Genomic DNA, 20,190 nt, shown 5'->3' with positions numbered 1-20,190 from the left:
CCGGGGCTTCGCTCACCCCACCGGAATCAGCGCTGATCAGCGCAGGAACGCGGCGGCGACGCCGGCGTCCACCGGGATGTGCAGGCCGGTGGTGTGGGTCAGCTCGCCGCCCGTGAGCGCGAAGACGGCCGCCGCCACGTGCTCGGGCAGCACCTCGCGCTTGAGCAGCGTGCGCTGGGCGTAGAACTCGCCCAGCCTCTCCTCCTCCACGCCGTACACGGCCGCCCGGTTCGCGCCCCACCCTGAGGCGAAGATGCCGGAGCCGCGCACAACGCCGTCGGGGTTGACGCCGTTGACCCGGATGCCGTGGGCGCCCAGCTCGGCCGCGAGCAGCCGGACCTGGTGGGCCTGATCGGCCTTGGCGGCGCCGTACGCGACGTTGTTGGGGCCGGCGAAGACGGAGTTCTTGGAGGAGATGTAGACGACGTCGCCGCCCATGCCCTGGTCGATCATGACCTTGGCGGTCTCCCTGGAGACCAGGAACGAGCCCCGCGCCATGACGTCGTGCTGCAGGTCCCAGTCGGAGACCGTGGTCTCCAGCAGCGAGCGCGACAGCGACAGGCCGGCGTTGTTGACGACCAGGTCCACGCCGCCGAAGGCGAGCACGCCCGCGCGTACGGCGGCGGCGATCTGCTCCTCGGAGGTGACGTCCACGCCGACCGCCACGGCGACGTCGGAGGCCCGGTGGGCGTGCCCGCCGATCTCGGCGGCCACCTTCTCGGCGGCGGCGAGGTCGCGGTCGGCCACGATCACGCAGGCGCCCTCGGCGGCCAGCCGGCGCGCGGTGGCCGCGCCGATGCCCGAGCCGCCGCCGGTGACCAGCGCGACCCTGGTGGCCAGCGGCTTCGGCTTGGGCATGCGGCGGAGCTTGGCCTCCTCCAGCTCCCAGTACTCGATGCGGAACTTCTCCGACTCGGGTATGGGGGCGTAGCTGGAGACGGACTCGGCGCCGCGCATGACGTTGATGGCGTTGACGTAGAACTCGCCGGCCACCCGGGCGGTCTGCTTGTCCTTGCCGAAGGAGAACATGCCGACGCCGGGCACCAGCACGATCGCCGGGTCGGCGCCGCGCATGGGCGGCGAGTTCGGCTCGGCGTGCCGCTCGTAGTAGGCGGTGTAGTCGGCGCGGTAGGCGGCGTGCAGCTCGCGCAGCCGCTCGGCGGCCTGCTCCAGCGGCGCCTCCGGCGGCAGGTCGAGCACCAGCGGCGCGACCTTCGTGCGCAGGAAGTGGTCGGGGCAGGACGTGCCCAGCGCCGCCAGCCTCGGGTGCTCGGCCCGCGCCACGAAGTCGAGCACCTCGGGCGTGTCGGTGTAGTGGCCGACCACGCGCACGTCGGTGGAGGCCAGGCCGCGCACGATCGGGAACAGCGCGGCGGCCCGCGCGTGCCGCTCGGCCTCGGGCAGCGTGTCGTGGACGACCGGGCCGAACGGGTCGGGGCGGCCGTGCTCGGCCAGGTACGCCTCAGCCGTGCGGATGATCTCCAGCGAGCGCTCCTCGCACTCCTGCGAGGTCGAGCCCCACGCGGTGATGCCGTGCCCGCCGAGGATGCAGCCGATGGCCTGCGGGTTGGCGTCCTTGATGGCGGCGATGTCGAGGCCGAGCTGGAAGCCGGGCCGGCGCCACGGCACCCACACCACGCGGTCGCCGAAGACGCGCCCGGTCAGCTCCTCGCCGTCGGCGGCGGCGGCCAGCGCGATGCCCGCGTCGGGGTGCAGGTGGTCGACGTGGGCGGCCTCGACCAGGCCGTGCATGGCGGTGTCGATCGACGGGGCGGCGCCGCCCCTGCCGTGCAGGCAGTAGTCGAACGCGGCGACCATCTCGTCCTCGCGCTCGACGCCCGGGTAGACGTCCTTGAGCGCGCGCAGCCGGTCGAGGCGGAGCACGGCGAGGCCGGACTCCTTGAGCGTGCCGAGGTCGCCGCCGGAGCCCTTGACCCACAGCAGCTCGACGTCGGCCCCGGTGACCGGGTCGGGCGCGGCGCCCTTGGCGGAGGTGTTGCCGCCGGCGTAGTTGGTGTTGCGCGGGTCGGAGCCCAGGCGGTGCGAGCGGTCGAGCAGCTCGTTGATGACGTTGGACATGACGGTTCAGGCCCCCCAGCCGGCCTGCTGGCCGCCGATGCGCTCGGCGGCGATCTTCTCGAAGTATCCGGACTTCGCGTAGGCGGCCATCGGGTCGGGCGCCAGGCCCATCTCCTCGCGCAGCTCCGCGAGCAGCGGCCGTACGTCGGTGTTGAAGGCGTCCATGAAGACGGCGTTGGCGCCCAGCACGTCGCCCGCGGCCTGGGCGGCGGTCAGCGCGTCGCGGTCGACCAGCAGCGCCTTGGCGGTGGCCTCCTGCACGTTCATGACCGAGCGGATCTGGCCCGGGATCTTGGGCTCGATGTTGTGGCACTGGTCGAGCATGAACGCCACGCCCGCCTCGGGGCCGAGCCCGCCGCCGCGCACGACCTCATACATGATGCGGAAGAGCTGGAACGGGTCGGCGGCGCCGACCATCAGGTCGTCGTCGGCGTAGAAGCGGGAGTTGAAGTCGAAGCCGCCGAGCTTGCCCTCGCGCAGCAGGAACGCCACGATGAACTCGATGTTGGTGCCCGGCGCGTGGTGGCCGGTGTCCACGACGACCTGGGCCTTCGGGCCGAGCCTGACGCAGTGGGCGTACGCGGTGCCCCAGTCGGGCACGTCGGTGGCGTAGAAGGCGGGCTCGAACAGCTTGTACTCCAGCAGGAAGCGCTGGCCGTCGCCGAGCCGGTCGTAGACCTCGGCGAGCGACTCGGCCAGGCGGTCCTGGCGGGCCCTGATGTCGTCCTGGCCCGGGTAGTTGATGCCGTCGGAGAACCACAGCTTGAGCGTGCCGGAGCCGGTGGCGTCCATGATGTCGACGCACTCGAGCAGGTGGTCGGTGGCCTTGCGGCGGACGCGGGCGTCGGGGTTGGTGACGCTGCCCAGCATGTAGTCGTCGTCCTGGAAGACGTTGGAGTTGATGGCGCCGATGCCGACGCCCAGCTCGCGGGCGTGCCTGGCCAGGTCGGCGTAGTCGTCCACCTTGTCCCACGGGATGTGCAGGGCGACCGTGGGGGCGATGCCGGTGTGGGCGTGCACCTGGGCGGCGTCGGCGAGCTTCTCGTACGGGTCGCGCGGCACGCCCTGCTGCGCGAACACCTTGAACCGGGTGCCGCTGTTGCCGTAGGCCCAGGACGGCGTCTCGATGTGCTGCGCCCGCAGCACGGCCTTGATGTCAGTCATTACTCCCCGATCAGTCCAGGTGGAACACTTCGGTCAGCGGTGTCATGCCCTCGTCGGGCCGGCCGTCGAGGTCCTCGAAGAACGGCGCCATCTCCGCCTGCCAGCGGGCGTTGACCTCGGTCTCGGCCATCGCCTTCTTGGCGGCCTCGAAGTCGTCGGTCTCCAGGTAGCCGACGAGCAGGCCGTCGTCCCTGAGGAAGAGCGAGTAGTTGTGCCAGCCGGTGCGTGACAGCGCCGCGCGCATCTCCGGCCAGACGTCGCGGTGCCGCTCGCGATATTCCGCCAGCCGCTCCGGGCGGACTTTCAGCAGGAAGCAGACGCGTTGCACTGACACTCCTTTCAAAACGTTTTAATTCTCTGTGCAGGAAACTATGATTCCCGTTGCCCGCTGTCAATGCGCGGTCAGGCCCCGGCCTCGGAAGGCAGGGCCCGACCAGGCCCGACCAGGCCCGACCAGGGCGCTGACACGTTTCAACCCCCCATCAACCCGCATCAACCCCGCATCACGGCGACGTCGCCGGCCGCGACCGTCACGGTGCGGCCGTCGCGGGTGGTCACCGTGGCGTCGGCGGCGGTGTGGTTGATCGCGAACAGGAACGAGCGGCCGTCCTCGTGCGCGCGGCGGACCACCTCGACGCCCGGCTCCGCCGTGGCGGCGGGCGTGACGCCCGACTCGCCGCACACGGTGGCGACGACCTCGGCCAGCGCGGCGTCGTCGAGCAGGGTCGTCAGGTAGTGGGCGGCGCCGTCACCGAACTCGTTGCGGGTCCAGGCGGGCTCCCCGCTCGCGTACGTGTCCAGCACCTTCGCCGTCGTGACCCGCGCCGCCTCGCTCCAGGCCCGGCCCGTCGCGCCCGACGCCAGCCGGATCGGCGCGGCCAGCGGGAAGAACTCCTCGACGCTCACGCCGAGCAGTTCCCGCCAGGCGCCCGGGTAGCCGCCGAGCCGCACCCGGTCGTGCTCGTCCACGACCCCGCTGTACGGCCCCACCAGCACGACCCCGCCCCGCCGTACGAACGCCTCCAGGTTGGCCGCCCCCGCGTCGCTCACCAGGTAGAGCTGCGGCACCAGCACCAGCCGGTACGCGCTGAGATCGCCCTCGGGGTGCGCGATGTCGCAGGTCACTCCGGCCCGCCAGAGTGCCGCGTGCCAGCGCTTGGCCTCCTCCACCGGGTCGAGCTCCGAGCTGGGCTGGGCGGGGTGGTCCTGGGCCCACACGCTGGAGTGGTCGACGAGCAGCGCCACCTCGGCCTCGACCCGGCTGCCCGCCACCTCGGCGAGCCCGTCCAGCTCGGCGCCGAGCGCCTTCACCGCGCGGAAGACCTTGGTGTCGGGACCGGCGTGCGGCAGCATCGCCGAGTGCCACTTCTCGGCGCCCGCCCTGGACTGGCGCCACTGGAAGAACATGATGCCGTCGGCGCCCCGCGCGAGGTGGGCGAGTGAGTTGCGGCGCAGCTCGCCGGGCGTCTTGGCGAGGTTGCGCGGCTGCTGCCAGTTGACGGCGCTGGTGGAGTGCTCCATGAGCAGCCAGGGCCGGCCGCCGTTGAGCGAGCGGGCGTAGTCGGCGGCGAAGGCCAGGTCGATGTGCGGCTCGGGGCGGGCGCCGATGAGGTAGTGGTCGGTGGAGACGACGTCCAGCTCGGCGGCGAAGGCCCAGCAGTCCATGTCCCAGTGGGCGCCGGCCATGAGGTTGGTGGTGGCGGGCACGCCGGGGGTGAGCTGCCTGAGCAGGTCGCGCTCGGCCAGGTAGAGCTCGACCAGGGCGTCGGAGCTGAACCTGCGGAAGTCGAGCAGCTGGCCGGGGTTGGGGAGGCTGGGGGTGGCGCGCGGCGGCAGGATCTGCGCCCAGTCGCTGTAGTGCTGCGACCAGAACGCGGTGCCCCAGGCGTCGTTGAGCTCGTCGAGCGTGGCGTAGCGGGAGCGCAGCCAGGCGCGGAAGGCGGCGGCGGAGGCGTCGCAGTAGCAGCGGGCGTTGTGACAGCCGTACTCGTTGTGCACGTGCCACAGGGCCAGCGCGGGGTGCTCGCGGTAGCGCAAGGCCACCTGCTCGGCGATGCGCAGCGCCTTCTCCCGGTAGATCGGCGAACTGGGGCAGAAGCCCTGCCTGCTGCCGTGGTGCAGCCGCCGGCCGTCGGCGTCCACCGGCAGCGCCTCGGGGTAGGCGTCGCCGAACCAGGGCGGCGGCGAGGCGGTGGGGGTGGCCAGGTTGGCCCGGATGCCGTTCGCGGCCAGCAGGTCCATCGCCCGGTCGAGCCGGCCGAAGTCGAAGACGCCTTCGACGGGTTCGAGCAGGGACCAGGAGAAGATGCCGAGGCTGACCCTGTTGACGCCGGCCTCACGCATCAGCGCGACGTCCTGTTCCCAGATCTCCTCGGGCCACTGCTCGGGGTTCCAGTCGCCGCCGTACGCGATGACATCCGGCATGAAGCCTGCCTTTCGATGGGTGGTGTACCTGGGGATTAAAACGTTTCCACAGCGCGAGGCACAAGTCCCGTCAAGCGCCTTGCGATGGTCGCCGCTGCTCAGGCCGGGTGGCGGTCCTCGTCGGGCGGTGGTGTCCACGCGCGCGGGCGCGGCGCGTCGCCTCGCGGGGCGATTTTGGTTGAACGTTTTTCGTCTCACCGCTCAATCGGCGGCGACTTGTGGCGGAGACTGGCGCTCCTAGCGGGGGCGCGACTGGCCAAGCGCACGTTTGTACGTTTTAATTGCTCTTCATGGCCATGGTCAGCATCAAGGACGTCGCCGCACTCGCCGGCGTCTCCCCGGGCACGGTCTCCAACGTACTGAACCGGCCGGGCAAAGTCGCGCCCGCCACCCGGGAGCGGGTGGAGGCCGCCATCAGCGAGCTGGGGTTCGTCCGGCACGGCTCGGCCTCCACGCTGCGCGCCGGGCACAGCAGGACGATCGGCCTGAGCGTGATCGACATCGGCAACCCGTTCTTCACCGAGGTCGCCGCCGGCGTCGAGGACGTCGCCAGCGAGCTCGGCTACGCGGTGATCCTCGGCAACTCGGCGGGCTCCACCGACAAGGAGGACCGCAACCTGCGCGTGCTGGCCGAGCACCGGGTGCGCGGCGTGCTCATCACCCCCTCGGGCGAGGACCCTGCCAGGCTCGACCGGCTGCGCGAGCACGGCATCAGCGTGGTGCTGGTCGACCATCCCGCCCACCGGCCCGACCAGTGCGCGGTGGCCGTGGACGACGTCGCGGGCGGCCGCGCGGCCGTGGCCCACCTGCTCGGCAAGGGCGCGCGCAGCCTCGCGTACGTGACGGGGCCGCTGACCATCCGCCAGTGCGTGGAGCGCCGCGAGGGCGCCAAGATGGCCATGACCGGCGCCGGGCTCGACCCCGCCGCGCTGCGGGTGGTCGAGGCGGCCACGATGACCGCCAAGGCCGGCGAGAAGGCGGCCGGCGAGCTGGCCGCCGCCGGGCTGCCCGAGGCCGTCTTCTGCGCCAACGACCTGCTCGCGCTCGGCGTGCTGCGCGCGCTGCTGCGCTCAGGGGTGCGGGTGCCCGAGGACGTCGTGCTCATGGGCTACGACGACATCGACTTCGCCGCCGCCTCGACGGTGTCGCTCACCTCGATGCGGCAGCCGACGTACCAGCTCGGGCGCATCGCCACCGAGCTGCTGCTGGACGAGTGCGACAACCCCGACACGCACGCGCACCAGCACATCATGTTCCAGCCTGAGCTCGTCGCCAGGGAGTCCACGCAATGAGCAGGACGAGCCGCCGTTTCGCCGCCGTCGACCTGGGGGCAAGCAGCGGGCGGGTGATGCTCGCCGACCTGTCCGACGGGCTGACTCTGACCGAGGCCCACCGCTTCCCCAACGGTCCCGTACGCGTGGCGGACCGCCTCTACTGGGACGTGCTCGGCCTCTACCGGGAGATCCTGACCGGGCTGCGCGCGGCGGGGCCCGTCTCCTCCATCGGGGTCGACTCGTGGGCCGTCGACTACGCGCTGCTCGACGCGTCGGGAAACATGCTGGGCAACCCGGTGCACTACCGCGACGACCGCACACGCGGCGTGCCCGAGCAGGTGGCGCGGGCGGTCGGCGCCGAGGCCCTGTACGACGTGAACGGCCTGCAGGTGCTGCCGTTCAACACCCTCTACCAGCTGCTGGCCGACCGGCTCGACGACGCCGCCACGATGCTGCTGATCCCCGATCTGATCGGCTACTGGCTGACCGGCGAGATCGGCGCCGAGGTGACCAACGCCTCCACCACGGGGCTGCTCGACGTCCGCACGAGGTCGTGGGCGTTACCGCTGGTCAAGCAGCTCGGGCTGCCCGCGGGCATCCTGCCGCCGCTGCGCGACCCCGGCGACGCGGTGGGCGGGCTGCGGCGTGACGTGGCCGCCGAGATCGGCTGGTCGGCGCCGGTCAGGGCGGTCGGCTCGCACGACACCGCATCCGCCGTCGCCGCTGTGCCCGCCGCTGTGCCCGCCGCCGGCTCCGCCTTCGCGTACGTCTCCTGCGGCACCTGGTCGCTGGCCGGCGTCGAGCTGCCCGGCCCGGTGCTGACCCCCGAGAGCCGGGCGGCGAACTTCACCAACGAGGCCGGCATCGACGGCACCGTCCGCTACCTGCGCAACGTCATGGGTTTGTGGCTGTTGCAGGAGTGCCTGCGCGCCTGGCCCGGCTCCGACCTGGGCGAGCTGCTGGCCGCCGCGGCTCAGGAGCCGCCGTTCGCCGCCGTGGTCAACCCGGACGAGCCGGTCTTCCTGCCGCCGGGCGACATGCCGGCCAGGATCGCCGCCGAGTGCCGCCGCACCGGCCAGCGGCCGCCCTTCTCCCCCGCCGGCTACGTGCGGTGCGTGCTGGAGAGCCTGGCGATCGGGCACAGGACGGCGGTGCGGCAGGCGATGGAGCTGTCCGGCCGCGACGTCGAGGTGGTGCACCTCGTGGGCGGCGGGTCGCGGAACGAGCTGCTGTGCCGGTTCACCGCCGACGCCTGCGGGCTGCCCGTGGTGGCCGGGCCCGCCGAGGCGACCACGTTCGGCAACGTGCTGGTGCAGGCGCGCGCGGCCGGGCTCGTCTCCGACCTCGGCGAGATGCGCGCGCTGATCGCCGGGACGCAGCCGCTGCGCCGCTACGAGCCGTCCGGCGACCTGCGCGCCTGGGACGAGGCGGCCTCCCGGCTGTCCTGACCTGCCGGTTTTCCTCCGGCCTGTCCAGGGCAGGACTCGGGCCGGGGACATCGGGGGGATGCCATGGATCTCGCGTGGCCGCTGCTGCGGCAGCTCACGAGGGCGGACCGCACGGCACGGGGTCCGGCGGCCAGGTCGGCCAAGACGGAGGCGCTGCGGGCCCGTACGACGACGGCCGACCGGGTGGTGAAGTCGGTCTGCCCGTACTGCGCGGTGGGCTGCGGCCAGAACGTGTACGTGCGGGACGAGAAGGTCATCCAGATCGAGGGCGACCCCGACTCCCCCATCAGCCTGGGCCGGCTGTGCCCGAAGGGCGCGGCCAGTCTCCAGCTCACCACCGGCGAAGGCCGCATGCACAAGGCGCTCTACCGGCCGCCGGGCGGGGCCGGCTGGCAGGAGATCGACCTGGGCACGGCGATGGAGATGATCGCCGACCGGATCATCGCGACCCGCCGCGAGACGTGGGAGTGGGAGCACGGCGGGCGGCGCACCGCGCGGACCATGGGCATCGCCAGCCTGGGCGGCGCGACGCTGGACAACGAGGAGAACTACCTCATCAAGAAGCTGCTGACGGCGCTCGGCGTGGTGCAGATCGAGAACCAGGCCCGCGTCTGCCACAGCTCGACCGTGGTGGGGCTCGGCACGTCGTTCGGGCGCGGCGGCGCCACCACGTTCATGCAGGACCTTCAGCACTCCGACTGCGTGGTCATCCAGGGCTCGAACTTCGCCGAGTGCCATCCCGTGGGCTTTCAGTGGGTGATGGAGGCCAAGGCGCGCGGCGCGGTCGTCATCCACGTCGATCCCCGCTTCACCAGGACGAGCGCCGTCGCCGACGTGCACGTGCCCATCAGGGCCGGCTCCGACGTGGCCTTCCTCGGCGCGATCATCAACCACGTCCTGGAGAACGAGCTGTACTTCCACGAGTACGTGGTCAACTACACCAACGCCGCGACCATCCTGCGCGAGGACTTCCGCGACGCCGAGGACCTCGACGGCCTGTTCTCCGGCTTCGGTGAGGAGAGCCGCACCTACGACACCGACTCCTGGCAGTACGAGGGCATGTCCACGGTCGCCGCGTCGGGCGATCGGGACGCCGACTTCGAGCGGCGCGAGGGCCGCACCCCGCCGGGCCGGCCCGAGGTGCAGGGCTCCGCCGGGATGCCGCTGGACGGGTCGCCGCAGCGCGACGAGACGATGCGGCACCCGCGCTGCGTGCTGCAGGTGCTGCGCCGCCACTTCGCCCGCTACACGCCGGAGATGGTGGAGCGGGTGTGCGGGGTGCCGCGCCACCTGTTCGAGGAGGTCTGCCGCCACCTGACCGAGAACTCGGGGCCCGACAAGACGGCGGAGTTCGTCTACGCGGTGGGCTGGACGCAGCACAGCGACGGCTCGCAGTTCATCCGGGCGGCGAGCATCCTGCAACTGCTGCTCGGCAACATCGGCCGGCCGGGCGGCGGCATCCAGGCGCTGCGCGGGCACGCCAGCATCCAGGGCTCCAGCGACGTGCCGACGCTGTTCAACCTGCTGCCCGGCTACATCCCGATGCCGCACGCCCACGAGAACGAGCGGCTGCACGACTTCCTGCTGGCCGACGCGCCGCACAAGGGCTTCTGGGCCAACATGCCCTCCTACCTCATCAGCCTGCTCAAGGCGTGGTGGGGCGAGTCGGCGCAGCCGGACAACGACTACCGCTTCGGCTGGCTGCCCAGGCTGACCGGCTCGCACAGCACGTACGACACGGTGCTGGCGCAGCTGGAGGGCGCCTGCAAGGGCTACATCCTGCTGGGCGAGAACCCGGCGGTGGGGTCGGCCAACTCCAAGATGCAGCGGCTCGGCATGGCGAACCTCGACTGGCTGGTGGTGCGCGACTTCAGCCTGATCGAGAGCGCCACCTGGTGGAAGGACGGCCCGGAGATCGAGACGGGCGAGCTGAAGACGGAGGACATCGGTACGGAGGTGTTCTTCCTGCCGGCGGCCAGCCACACCGAGAAGAGCGGCAGCTTCACCAACACCAACCGGCTGCTGCAGTGGCACCACCAGGCGGTCGAGCCGCACGGCGACGCCCGCAGCGACCTGTGGTTCATGTACCACCTCGGCCGCATCATCCGCCGCAAGCTGGCCGGCTCGCAGGACCCGATGGACCAGCCCGTCCTCGACCTCACCTGGGACTACCCGGTGGAGGGCGAGACGGCGGAGCCGTCGGCCGAGGCGGTGCTGGCCGAGATCAACGGCTGGGACGCCCAGGGCGGCCCGCTGCCCGGCTACCACGCGCTCAAGGACGACGGCTCCACCGCGTGCGGCTGCTGGATCTACTGCGGCGTGTACGCCGACGGCGTCAACCAGGCGGCCCGCCGCAAGCCGGCGTCCGAGCAGGACTGGATCTCCGCCGAGTGGGCGTGGGCCTGGCCGGCCAACCGCCGCATCCTCTACAACCGGGCCTCGGCACGGCCGGACGGCAGCCCGTGGAGCGAGCGCAAGCGGCTGGTGTGGTGGGACGACGAGGCGCGGCGCTGGACCGGCCACGACGTGCCGGACTTCGAGGCCGGCAAGAGCCCCGGCTACCGGCCGCCGCCGGGCGCGCAGGGCGTGGAGGCGCTGTCGGGCATCGACCCGTTCATCATGCAGGCCGACGGCAAGGGCTGGCTGTTCGCGCCGACCGGGGTGGTGGACGGGCCGCTGCCCACCCACTACGAGCCGCAGGACTCTCCGGTGGTCAACCCGCTGTACGGCCGGCAGCGCAGCCCGGTGCGCAAGGTCTATCCGCACGAGCACAACCGCTACCAGCCGAGCGGGGACGAGCCGGGGGCGTCGGTCTATCCGTACGTGGTGACGACGTACCGGCTGACCGAGCACTTCACGGCGGGCGGGATGAGCCGGTTCACGCCGTACCTGTCGGAGCTGCAGCCGGCGATGTTCTGTGAGGTGTCGCCGGCGCTGGCGGCCGAGCGGGGGCTGGTGCACGGCGACTGGGCGACGATCATCACGGCGCGCAATGCCATCGAGGCGCGGGTGCTGGTCACCGACCGCATCCCGTCGCTGCACCTGAACGGGAGGGTGCTGCACCAGATCGGGCTGCCGTTCCACTTCGGGCCCAACGGGGTGGTCACGGGTGACGCGGCCAACGAGCTGTCGTCGATCTCGCTCGACCCCAACTCGCACATCCAGGAGGTCAAGGCGCTGTCGGCGGACATCAGGCCGGGCCGCCGTCCCCGGGGTCCGGCGCTGCCCGAGCTGGTGAAGGCGTACCAGCGGCGGGCCGGCATCGACGAGCGCACAGGAACGGAGGTGTGAGCCGTGTCCTTCGACCTGAGGGAGCAGCTCGACGGGCGCAGGGTCGGCTTCTTCACCGACACCAGCATCTGCATCGGCTGCAAGGCGTGCGAGGTGGCCTGCAAGGAGTGGAACGGCGTGCCGGACGACGGCATGGAGTTCACCGGCATGTCCTACGACAACACGGTGGGGCTGAGCGCCGACACCTGGCGGCACGTGGCGTTCGTGGAGCAGCGCAGGCCGCTCGGCCACCAGGAGCCCGGCGTCGGCGACATGGACTTCCGCTGGCTGATGTCCTCCGACGTGTGCAAGCACTGCACGCACGCGGCCTGCCTCGACGTGTGCCCGACGGGGTCGTTGTTCCGCACCGAGTTCGGCACCGTGGTGGTGCAGGAGGACGTCTGCAACGGCTGCGGCTACTGCGTGCCGGCGTGCCCGTTCGGGGTGATCGGCAAGCGCGAGACGAGCGGCACGGCGGCCAAGTGCACGATGTGCTACGACCGGCTGGGCGCCGGTGAGGAGCCGGCCTGCGCGAAGACGTGCCCGACCGACTCGATCCAGTTCGGCGACCTCGACGAGCTGCGCGAGCGCGCCGATCGGCGGCTCGCGCAGCTGCGGGAGGCGGGCACGACGTCGGCCCGTCTGTACGGCCACGACCCGGACGACGGCGTGGGCGGCACGGGCGCGTTCTTCCTGCTGCTGGACGAGCCCGAGGTGTACGGCCTGCCGCCGGACCCGGTGGTGACGACCAGGGACCTGCCGTCGATGTGGCGGCACGCGGCCGTGGCGGCGCTTGGCCTGGTCGCCGGCCTCGCGGCGGTGACATGGGGAGGGCGGCGCTGATGAGCCAGACCGACGTGCGGATGGACGGCTCGGCGGAGCTGCGCGGCGAGCGCGAGGCGACGCCGGGCTCGGCGGGCCGCAGGCGCGAGCGGCTGCTGGTGCCGAAGGCGGAGTTCGACTCCTACTACGGGCGGCCGGTGCTGAACGAGCCGACCTGGCAGGCGCCGGACATCGCCGGCTACCTGTTCCTCGGCGGCCTGGCGGGCGCGTCGTCCACGCTGGCCGCCGCCGCCGAGCTGACCGGCAGGCCGCGCCTGGCCAGAGCGGGCAAGGTGGGGGCGGTGTGCGCTCTGGGCGGCTCGCTGTACACGCTCATCCACGACCTGGGCAGGCCCGAGCGGTTCGTCAACATGCTGCGGGTGTTCAAGGTGACCTCGCCGATGAGCGTCGGCACGTGGCTCCTGAGCGCGTACGGGCCGCAGGCCGGGCTCGCGGCGGCGGCGAGCCTCACGGGGGTGGCGCCGGGCGTGGGCCGGGCGGCGACCGTGGGGGCGGGGCTGGTGGGGCCGGCGGTGGCGACGTACACGGCGGCGCTGATCAGCGACACGGCGGTGCCGGCCTGGCACGAGGGCTACCGGGAGATGCCGTTCCTGTTCGCCGGGTCGGCGACGGCCTCGGCGGGCGGGCTCGGCATGTTCGCCGCGCCGCTGGACGAGGCGGGGCCGGCACGGCGGGCGGCGGTGCTGGGCGCGGCGGTGGAGTGCGTGGCCGCGCTGCGCATGGAGCGCAGGCTGGGGCCGCTGGCCGAGCCGCTCAAGCGCAGCAGGCTGCTGCGGCTGGGCGAGGCGCTGTCGGTGGCGGGGGCGGTCGCGGGGGCCACCGTGGGCCGGCGCAGCAGGGTCGCCGCGATGGCGGCGGGCGCGGCGCTGCTGGCGGGGTCGGCGTGCACCCGGTTCGGGATCTTCCAGGCGGGGATGGAGTCGGCCCGCGACCCCCGCTACACCGTCCAGCCGCAGCGCAGGCGGCTGGCCAAGGCGAGAGCGGAGCGTGATCTCACATGAAGCGGAAAGTCGCGGAATATCTGCCGTTCCTCGGCATCGTGTTCGTCGTCTGCACGGCGTCGTGGCTGGCGGGCCGTACGCAGCCGGAGGGCGTCCCGTGGGGCGTCCCATGGGGCAAGGCCAGGGTACGGCGCTGAGCCCGCTGGCCTTACGATCAGCAGATGACCGAAAAGACCGAAACGACGCCCGCCTGGCTCGCACCCGAGGACCTGGAGTCGGTGCGGGGCCGGATGCCGATCCTCTACATCGACGCCGTGCCGGTGCGCGTCGATGACACCGGCGTGGTGACCCACGTCGGGCTGCTGCTGCGCATCTCGTCGGACGGCACGGTCAGCCGGGCACTGGTCTCCGGCCGGGTGCTGCACCACGAGCGGATCCGCGACGCCCTCATGCGTCACCTGGAGAAGGACCTCGGCCCCGTGGCCCTTCCCCGCATCCCGGCCTCGCCGCAGCCGTTCACGGTGGCCGAATACTTCCCGACGCCCGGCGTCACCCCCTACCACGACCCGCGCCAGCACGCCGTCTCGCTGGCCTACATCGTGCCGGTGGCCGGTGACTGCCGGCCCCGTCAGGACGCGCTCGACCTGGTGTGGTTCACGCCGGAGGAGGCGGCCTCGCCGGTGGTGCAGCAGGAGATGGCCAACGGTCAGGGCGTGCTGCTCAAGCAGGCGCTGGCCCACGTGGGCCGGCTGGTCTGAGGTCAGGGACGCTCCGCCCCGGCTTCGACCCAGCGGTAGAGCGGGTCGCCGGGGCAGGAGGTGTCGTAACCGTCGCGGTGTCCCTTGACCTCGCGGCCGGCGTCGCCGTGCTCGCGCAGGTATTCGATGGCGTCGACCAGGGCGTGCAGCAGGTCGTCGTTGGGCTCGGTCAGGCCCGAGCTGCCGAGCAGCGCGAGCACCGCGTAGTGGTCAGAGTTGAGGCCGGCGCCGTTGGCGGCCGGCAGGTGGTGCGGGCCGCGCCCGACGAAGACCTGCCGGTGGGGGCAGCAGACCATGTTGTAACCGAGGTCGATGTAGCGTTCGCCGCGCCCGCCCGCCATGTGCATGCGCTGGATGTCGCGGACGAGGTCGGCGCAGCGGTCATGGTTGCCGGCGTCGGCGAGGTCGGCGGGCACCTCGCCGCCGGTGTAGTGGATCTTCACGCCTTTGGTGGAGCGCAGGCGGGTGTAGGGGCTGCTCGGCTTCTTGGCGTTCCATTCGGCTCTGGTGACCAGGTTCATGCGGGCCTCTCTTCGCAGGAATGTCCTGGTCACCAGAATGTCAACTTTCTGTAGTTGTGCCATCACTCTTCGTGACTAGAGTGGGCTGCCGTCCAGGTGAGGGTGGTCAGCCGGGCGTGAGCGCCCTGTGGGCGTGCCGGAAGACCTGCTTCCTGCCGGCGGCCCTGAAGTCGGCGCGCGCGGTGATCCGGCCGGACGGCACGGGGAAGCCCACCGAGATCGCCATGCCGGGGGCCACCGAGGCCACCTTGCGCGCCCGCGCGCCCCGCTCGCCGTCGAGGCTGAGCCGCACGTCCCTCCAGGGCTCGGCGGAGCCGTTGTGCAGGGTCACCACGACCTGGTCCCCCGTCACCTCCGTGCGCAGCCCGTACGGCAGGCGCGGGTCGGGGCCGATCGACCGGTCGAGCCTGGCCAGCAGCTGCTCGGCCAGCTCGGGGCGGGCCTCGGCCAGGTCGCGGCGCTCGTACGGGTCGGTGCCGAGGTCGTACAGCTCGATCCTGCCCTGCGGGCCCGCCCCCGCGATGTGCGGGCTGAACCTGACCGCCTTCCACCGGCCCCTGCGGATGGCCTGGGCCTTGCGCGGGCGGTTCCACACCAGGTGGTCGTGCTTGGGCGCGCTGCCGCCGGTGAACAGGCCGCGGAAGGACAGGCCGTCGATGCGGGCGGGCACCGGCACCTCGGCCAGGTCGGCGAGGGTGGGCAGCACGTCCCAGAACGCGACCGGCTGCCTGACCACGCGGTGCCGCAGGCCGGGCGACCAGGCGATCATGGGGACGCGGATGCCGCCCTCGTACACGTCGCGCTTGTCGCCGCGGAAGGGGCCGTTGGAGTCGAACAGCTCGGGCGTCACGCCCTTCTCGTGGTGCGGGCCGTTGTCGCTGGTGAACAGCACCAGCGTGCGCTCTGCCACGCCCGCGTCGCGCAGCGCCCTGATGAGTGCGGCCACGTCGGTGTCGAGGCGGGCCACCTGGGCGGCGTGCCGCCGGTTCGGACCGCTCCACGGGCGGCTCTCGTAGGGGCCGGCGTCGCCGGGGATGACACTGGGCGCGTGCGGGAGGTTGGTGGCGAAGTACAGCAGGAACGGCTTGTCGCTGTCGTCGTTGATGAACTCGACGGCGCGCTCACGGAACAGGTGCGGCGCGTACGACTTGCCGCCGAGCTGCACCTTCTTGCCGTTGTGCCACAGGTACTGGGGAAAGTACTGGTGGGCGTGCTTGTGGCCGATGTAGCCGTAGAACTCGTCGAAGCCGCGGGCGTTCGGGTGCGAGACGTGGTCAGGCTCCTCGGGGCCGAACCCCCACTTGCCGATGCACGCCGTCCGGTAGCCCGCCAGCCGCAGCAGCTCGGCGAAGGTGAGGTCGGCGTCGGTCAGCGCGTGCTGCGGCCCGCCCTCCGGGTTCTCGCGTACGGTGCCGTGCCCGGCGTGCAGGCCGGTGAGCAGGGCGCAGCGGGACGGCGCGCACAGCGGCGCCCCCGAGTACGCGGTCGCGAACTTGACCCCCTCGGCGGCGAGCCGGTCGAGGTTGGGGGTGCGGATGGAGCGCTGCCCGTTGCTGCCGATCTCTCCCCATCCCAGGTCGTCGGCCAGGATGAGCAGGATGTTCGGCCGCTCGGGCAGGGTGCCGCGGCTGATGGACGATTCGGCGCTCGCCGGTGCGCCCGCGGAGGCGGCCGCGGGCAGGGCGAGGCCGGCGAAGGTACCGGCGAGTAAGGCACGGCGCGAAGGCCCGTTGATCACGAGGGGCAACATATCGGAGGCCATGGCGAATGGTGGGCGAATGACCGGCGAACTCTGTCACACCATCACGAAAGGTATCCCCATGTCCGGCAGATGCCGTGCAACTCCTCGGGGATCTCCTCCGGCTCGGGCAGCGGGCGGCCCTCGACGACGGTGCCCGCGCGGATCTTGTCGCGCCAGTCGCCGATGCCCTTGACGAAGCCGCCGTGGTCCTGCCGGCCGTAGTCGAGCATGGCGGGCTCGTACTCCAGGCCGAGGAACGCGCACAGGCGGCGCAGCTCGGCCTCGGGGCCCGCGACCAGGTCCTCGTAGCGCAGGGTGAGTCCCTCCAGGTGGGTGCGGGCCTCCTGGAGGTAGGTCATGTAGCTGAGCGTGCGCGGCACCGCCTCCTCCATGGGCCGCTTGCCGGGGTCGGCCTCGTGCCAGGACTGCACGATCGACATGGGGTGGCGCAGCAGGAAGACGAAGCGGGCGTCCGGCCAGCAGGCGGCGATGCGCCGCCAGGCGAAGACGTTGCTCGGCGTCTTCTCGGCCAGCACCCGCTTGCCGCTGCGGGTCAGCTCGCGGTGGAGCAGCCGGTCCCAGACGAGGTGCTCGATGTCGCTGTGGGTGTGGCCGAGCAGCTCCATGGCCTGGCGTACGGGGTCGGTGCCGAGGCCCACGCTCACCCGCCTGAAGTGGGTCTCGATGGGCGCGTGCACCTGGGAGTGGCTGTTCAGCATGACGCGCAGCAGCGTGGAGCCCGAGCGTACGGACGACAGCAGGAAGACCGGCGCGCGCAGCAGCCGGTCGTGCGCCGGGTCCGCCGGGGCCCGCACCTGGTCGCCCGGCAGGCGCTGCAGCTCCAGCGGCGTCTTGGGCGGCGTCTTGGGCGGCGGTTTCTGCGGCTGCCTGCGCGGCCGGCGCGTGAGCGTGTATCCCGTCAGCCCTTCGAGCGTGGCGTTGGCCCGATACCTCCAGTTCATGGCCCCACAAGGTAGGGGCCTCCCGTGAACCGCAGGTGAATCGGGGCTGTGAAGGTGTCGCCGAGATGACAGCTCATCCGTGCACCTGTGCGCGGCGCGGACCTGATCGACCTGCGCGACACCACCGGCGACCACCTGTCGTTCTGCGGCGACGGCCAGGACGTCGCGCTGATCGGCCCCGGGGCGCGCGACCGGGTGGGCGTGGACTGCGAGAGCGTCCGGCATGAGTGGCTCACTCGCGGGTGACGCGCCGGTCGTGCACCACCGCGTACGTGTTGCGCAGCGCCTCCATCGACGCGTCGTAGGAGGCCTGCGCGACCCCGGTGAACAGGCAGTCCACCACCATGAGCTGGGCGATGCGGCTGCCCAGCGCGCCGGAGCGGAACCTGGTCTCCCGCGCGGCCGTCGTGAGCGTCACGTCCGCCGCGCGGGCCAGCGGCGAGTCGCCGAAGTTGGTGATCGCGATCGTGGCGGCCCCCGGCTTGCGGGCGATGGCGAGGAACTCGACGGTGTCCACGGTGGCGCCGGTGTGGGAGACGGCCACCGCCACGCAGCCGGGGCCGAGCGTGGCGGCGGAGGTCCACGCGGAGTGGGAGTCGTGCCAGTTGATCGCGGTACGCCCGATGCGCGACAGCTTCTGCTGCAGGTCGAGCCCCACGAGCGCGCTCGCGCCGACGCCGAAGGTGTCGATCCTGCGGGCCCCGAGCAGCAGCTCGACCGCCCGGCCGAGGGCGTCCATGTCGAGGTAGCGCGCGGTGTCGGCGATGGAGAGCGTCTCGTTCATGGCGACCTTGGAGACGATGCCGGCCAGGCTGTCGTTCCTGTCGATGTCGCCGGAGACCTCGGGCAGGCTGGCCGTGGCCAGCTCCTCCCTGGCGACGGCCCGGGTGAGGTCGATCCTGAAGTCGCGGTAGTGGCTGTAGCCCATGCGGCGGTAGAAGCGGACGACGGAGGTCGTGGAGGTTTGGCAGCGGGCGGCCAGCTCGGCGATCGACAGGTTGGCCGCGGCGGCGGGCTCTCCGGTGAACTCCTCGGCGATGCGCCGCTCGGAGGGACGCAGCGCGGGCATGGCCGCGCGGATCCGGATCAGCAGGGTCTCCGCGTCCTCGCCCGTCATCACTCATCCCCGTCGAAGGAAAATAAATACCCAGGTGGTAGGGTCTGTGTAATTTTATGACCTACTGCCCCAAGGAGAGCACATGCCCCGTGGCGCCTTCTCCGCGGTCGGCGTCGCCGCTGCGCTGTCCGTCGCATTGACCGCCTGCTCGTCCTCCGGCGGAGCCCCCGCCTCCGACCCGGGCGCCACCGCCCAGGGCGGCGGCTCCCTCGTCGTCGGCGTCACCTCCGACCCTGACACGCTCTTCCCCTGGAAGGCCACCCAGTTCACCGCCGTCAACGTGCTGCAGAACCTCTACGGCACGCTGACCGAGTTCGACAAGGACCTCAACGTGGTCCCTGGCCTGGCCGAATCCTGGGAGACCGGCAAGGACGGCAAGGAGCTGACGTTCAAGCTGCGCCAGGGCGTGACGTTCGCCGACGGCAGCGCGTTCGACTCCGAGGACGTCAAGGCGTCGCTCGACAAGATCATGGACGAGAAGACGGCCGCGGTCGCCCGCGCCTCCCTGTCGTCGGTGAAGTCGGTGAAGGCGCCCGACAAGAACACCGTGGTGCTGGAGCTGAGCGGCCCCGACGCCGCGCTGCCGGCCAACCTGGCCACCGTCAACATGGCCATGCTCTCCTCCGACGACACCGAGGAGAAGCTGACCGCCACGCCCAACGGCACCGGCCCGTTCACCCTCGGCAAGCGGGTGCCCAGCCAGTCGCTCACGCTGACCAGGAACGACAAGTACTGGGGCGCGGAGAAGGCGAAGGTGGGCTCGGTCGAGTTCCGGGTCATCCCCGACGAGTCGTCCATCGTCTCGGCCATGCAGTCGGGCAACGTCCAGCTCGCGGTCTTCAACGACCCGCTCGTCGCGCAGACCGCCGAGGGCGGCGGCACGATCAGCGTGGCCAAGACGCCGCAGCTCAACTACCACGTCCTGCAGCTCAACGCGCAGCGCGGCGAGCTCAAGGACGTCAACGTGCGCCTGGCCATGCAGTGCGCGATCGACCGCAAGCAGGTGCTCGACACCGCCGCGCTCGGCGAGGGCGAGGTGACCGGGCCGATGACCGCGCCCGCGTTCAAGTCCGACCCGGACAAGCGCCCCTGCCCCACCCGCGACCTGGCCAAGGCCGCCGACTACCTCGCCAAGGCCGGCAAGCCGGGCGGCGTGACGGTCAAGACGATCGTCTCCCAGGGCGAGTACGCCACCTCCGTCAACGAGGCCCAGAACCTCAAGGCCCAGCTCGCCGAGGCCAAGATCAACCTGGACCTGGAGGTGCTGGAGTCCGGCGCGTTCGTGGACCGCTGGGTCGCCGCCGACTTCGACGCGGCCGTGGCGCTGAACGGCGGCAGGCCCGACCCCGACGGCTCCTACGGCCGCTACTTCACCAGCGACGGCAACCTCAACAAGGTCGCCGGCTACAGCTCGCCCGCGCTGGACAAGCTGTTCGCGGAGGGCAAGGCCACCGACGACCAGGCCGCCCGCAAGGCGATCTACGACAAGGTGGCCGCCGAGCTGGAGGACAACGCCGCCTGGATCTGGCTGTTCGCCGGCTACACCTACACCGCGACCACCCAGAACGTGCAGGGCTTCGTGCCGATGGCCAGCGGCTCCCTGCAGTACCTGCGGACGACGTCCGTCGGCTGAGGCACCGGATGAGGC

Annotated in this window: 17 protein-coding genes; 9 read left to right on the top strand and 8 right to left on the bottom strand. The window is 71.9% G+C overall.

Annotation, left to right across the window (positions count from 1 at the left end; translation table 11 throughout):
• Nucleotides 1-36 precede the first annotated feature (36 nt).
• The 4 genes from ABZW11_RS39430 to ABZW11_RS39415 form a co-directional block, all read right to left on the bottom strand.
• Nucleotides 37-2,079, bottom strand: a complete 2,043-nt coding sequence (locus ABZW11_RS39430) for a bifunctional aldolase/short-chain dehydrogenase (protein ID WP_355429253.1) — start codon at nt 2,077-2,079, stop codon at nt 37-39.
• Nucleotides 2,080-2,085: 6 nt separating this feature from the next.
• Entirely contained in the window at nt 2,086-3,243 is a 1,158-nt protein-coding gene (gene rhaI / locus ABZW11_RS39425; protein ID WP_355429250.1) for an L-rhamnose isomerase, read from the bottom strand.
• A gap of 10 nt (nt 3,244-3,253) precedes the next feature.
• The gene (locus tag ABZW11_RS39420) at nt 3,254-3,571 is read right to left on the bottom strand and encodes an L-rhamnose mutarotase (protein ID WP_345386222.1); all 318 of its coding nucleotides are present in this window, start codon (nt 3,569-3,571) and stop codon (nt 3,254-3,256) included.
• A 164-nt stretch (nt 3,572-3,735) separates the two neighbouring features.
• Nucleotides 3,736-5,667: a beta-galactosidase gene (locus tag ABZW11_RS39415; protein WP_355429247.1), complete on the bottom strand. Its 1,932-nt coding sequence runs from the start codon at nt 5,665-5,667 to the stop codon at nt 3,736-3,738.
• A 290-nt stretch (nt 5,668-5,957) separates the two neighbouring features.
• Between ABZW11_RS39415 and ABZW11_RS39410 the strand changes: the two genes are divergently transcribed.
• From ABZW11_RS39410 to ABZW11_RS39380, 7 genes are all read left to right on the top strand, one after another.
• Entirely contained in the window at nt 5,958-6,959 is a 1,002-nt protein-coding gene (locus tag ABZW11_RS39410; protein ID WP_355429244.1) for a LacI family DNA-binding transcriptional regulator, read from the top strand.
• Nucleotides 6,956-8,389 carry a rhamnulokinase family protein gene (locus ABZW11_RS39405; protein ID WP_355429242.1) on the top strand — a complete coding sequence of 478 codons (1,434 nt, stop codon included), beginning with the start codon at nt 6,956-6,958 and terminating at the stop codon, nt 8,387-8,389. Before ABZW11_RS39410 ends, ABZW11_RS39405 begins: the two co-directional genes overlap by 4 nt.
• Before the next feature lie 63 nt (nt 8,390-8,452).
• A complete protein-coding gene (gene fdh / locus ABZW11_RS39400) occupies nt 8,453-11,680 on the top strand; it encodes a formate dehydrogenase (protein WP_355429239.1) in 3,228 nt (1,075 codons plus the stop codon).
• A gap of 3 nt (nt 11,681-11,683) precedes the next feature.
• A complete protein-coding gene (locus ABZW11_RS39395) occupies nt 11,684-12,502 on the top strand; it encodes a 4Fe-4S dicluster domain-containing protein (RefSeq protein WP_355429237.1) in 819 nt (272 codons plus the stop codon).
• Nucleotides 12,502-13,503 carry an NrfD/PsrC family molybdoenzyme membrane anchor subunit gene (gene nrfD, locus ABZW11_RS39390; RefSeq protein ID WP_355429234.1) on the top strand — a complete coding sequence of 334 codons (1,002 nt, stop codon included), beginning with the start codon at nt 12,502-12,504 and terminating at the stop codon, nt 13,501-13,503. Before ABZW11_RS39395 ends, nrfD begins: the two co-directional genes overlap by 1 nt.
• Entirely contained in the window at nt 13,500-13,640 is a 141-nt protein-coding gene (locus ABZW11_RS39385; RefSeq protein ID WP_355429231.1) for a hypothetical protein, read from the top strand. Before nrfD ends, ABZW11_RS39385 begins: the two co-directional genes overlap by 4 nt.
• A 24-nt stretch (nt 13,641-13,664) precedes the next feature.
• Nucleotides 13,665-14,201 (top strand): NUDIX hydrolase family protein, encoded by a 537-nt coding sequence (locus ABZW11_RS39380; protein ID WP_355429228.1) that lies wholly within the window; start codon nt 13,665-13,667, stop codon nt 14,199-14,201.
• A gap of 2 nt (nt 14,202-14,203) precedes the next feature.
• On the opposite strand, the gene ABZW11_RS39375 is transcribed toward ABZW11_RS39380, so the two are convergent.
• The 3 genes from ABZW11_RS39375 to ABZW11_RS39365 form a co-directional block, all read right to left on the bottom strand.
• Complete coding sequence (locus ABZW11_RS39375; protein WP_355429225.1) at nt 14,204-14,722, bottom strand: peptidoglycan recognition family protein; 519 nt, start codon at nt 14,720-14,722, stop codon at nt 14,204-14,206.
• Between the two features lie 106 nt (nt 14,723-14,828).
• The gene (locus ABZW11_RS39370) at nt 14,829-16,460 is read right to left on the bottom strand and encodes an arylsulfatase (protein WP_355429222.1); all 1,632 of its coding nucleotides are present in this window, start codon (nt 16,458-16,460) and stop codon (nt 14,829-14,831) included.
• A 65-nt stretch (nt 16,461-16,525) separates the two neighbouring features.
• Nucleotides 16,526-17,425, bottom strand: coding sequence for a sulfotransferase (locus ABZW11_RS39365; RefSeq protein WP_355429219.1), 900 nt, complete (start codon nt 17,423-17,425; stop codon nt 16,526-16,528).
• Between the two features lie 87 nt (nt 17,426-17,512).
• On the opposite strand from ABZW11_RS39365, the gene ABZW11_RS39360 reads away from it, so the two are divergent.
• Nucleotides 17,513-17,671 (top strand): hypothetical protein, encoded by a 159-nt coding sequence (locus ABZW11_RS39360; RefSeq protein WP_355429216.1) that lies wholly within the window; start codon nt 17,513-17,515, stop codon nt 17,669-17,671.
• Here the strand turns inward: ABZW11_RS39360 and ABZW11_RS39355 are convergent.
• Nucleotides 17,658-18,542 carry a MurR/RpiR family transcriptional regulator gene (locus ABZW11_RS39355; protein ID WP_355429213.1) on the bottom strand — a complete coding sequence of 295 codons (885 nt, stop codon included), beginning with the start codon at nt 18,540-18,542 and terminating at the stop codon, nt 17,658-17,660. The genes ABZW11_RS39360 and ABZW11_RS39355 overlap by 14 nt on opposite strands.
• Before the next feature lie 82 nt (nt 18,543-18,624).
• Here ABZW11_RS39355 and ABZW11_RS39350 point away from each other — a divergent pair, with 82 nt between their 5' ends.
• Nucleotides 18,625-20,175, top strand: coding sequence for an ABC transporter substrate-binding protein (locus ABZW11_RS39350; RefSeq protein ID WP_355429210.1), 1,551 nt, complete (start codon nt 18,625-18,627; stop codon nt 20,173-20,175).
• Nucleotides 20,176-20,190: the final 15 nt, after the last annotated feature.

This window comes from Nonomuraea sp. NPDC004580 (genome assembly GCF_040609855.1).
GTDB lineage: Bacteria > Actinomycetota > Actinomycetes > Streptosporangiales > Streptosporangiaceae > Nonomuraea > Nonomuraea salmonea.
Note: the sequence above shows the minus strand (reverse complement) of the source record. Positions and strands in the feature narration are given on the sequence as shown.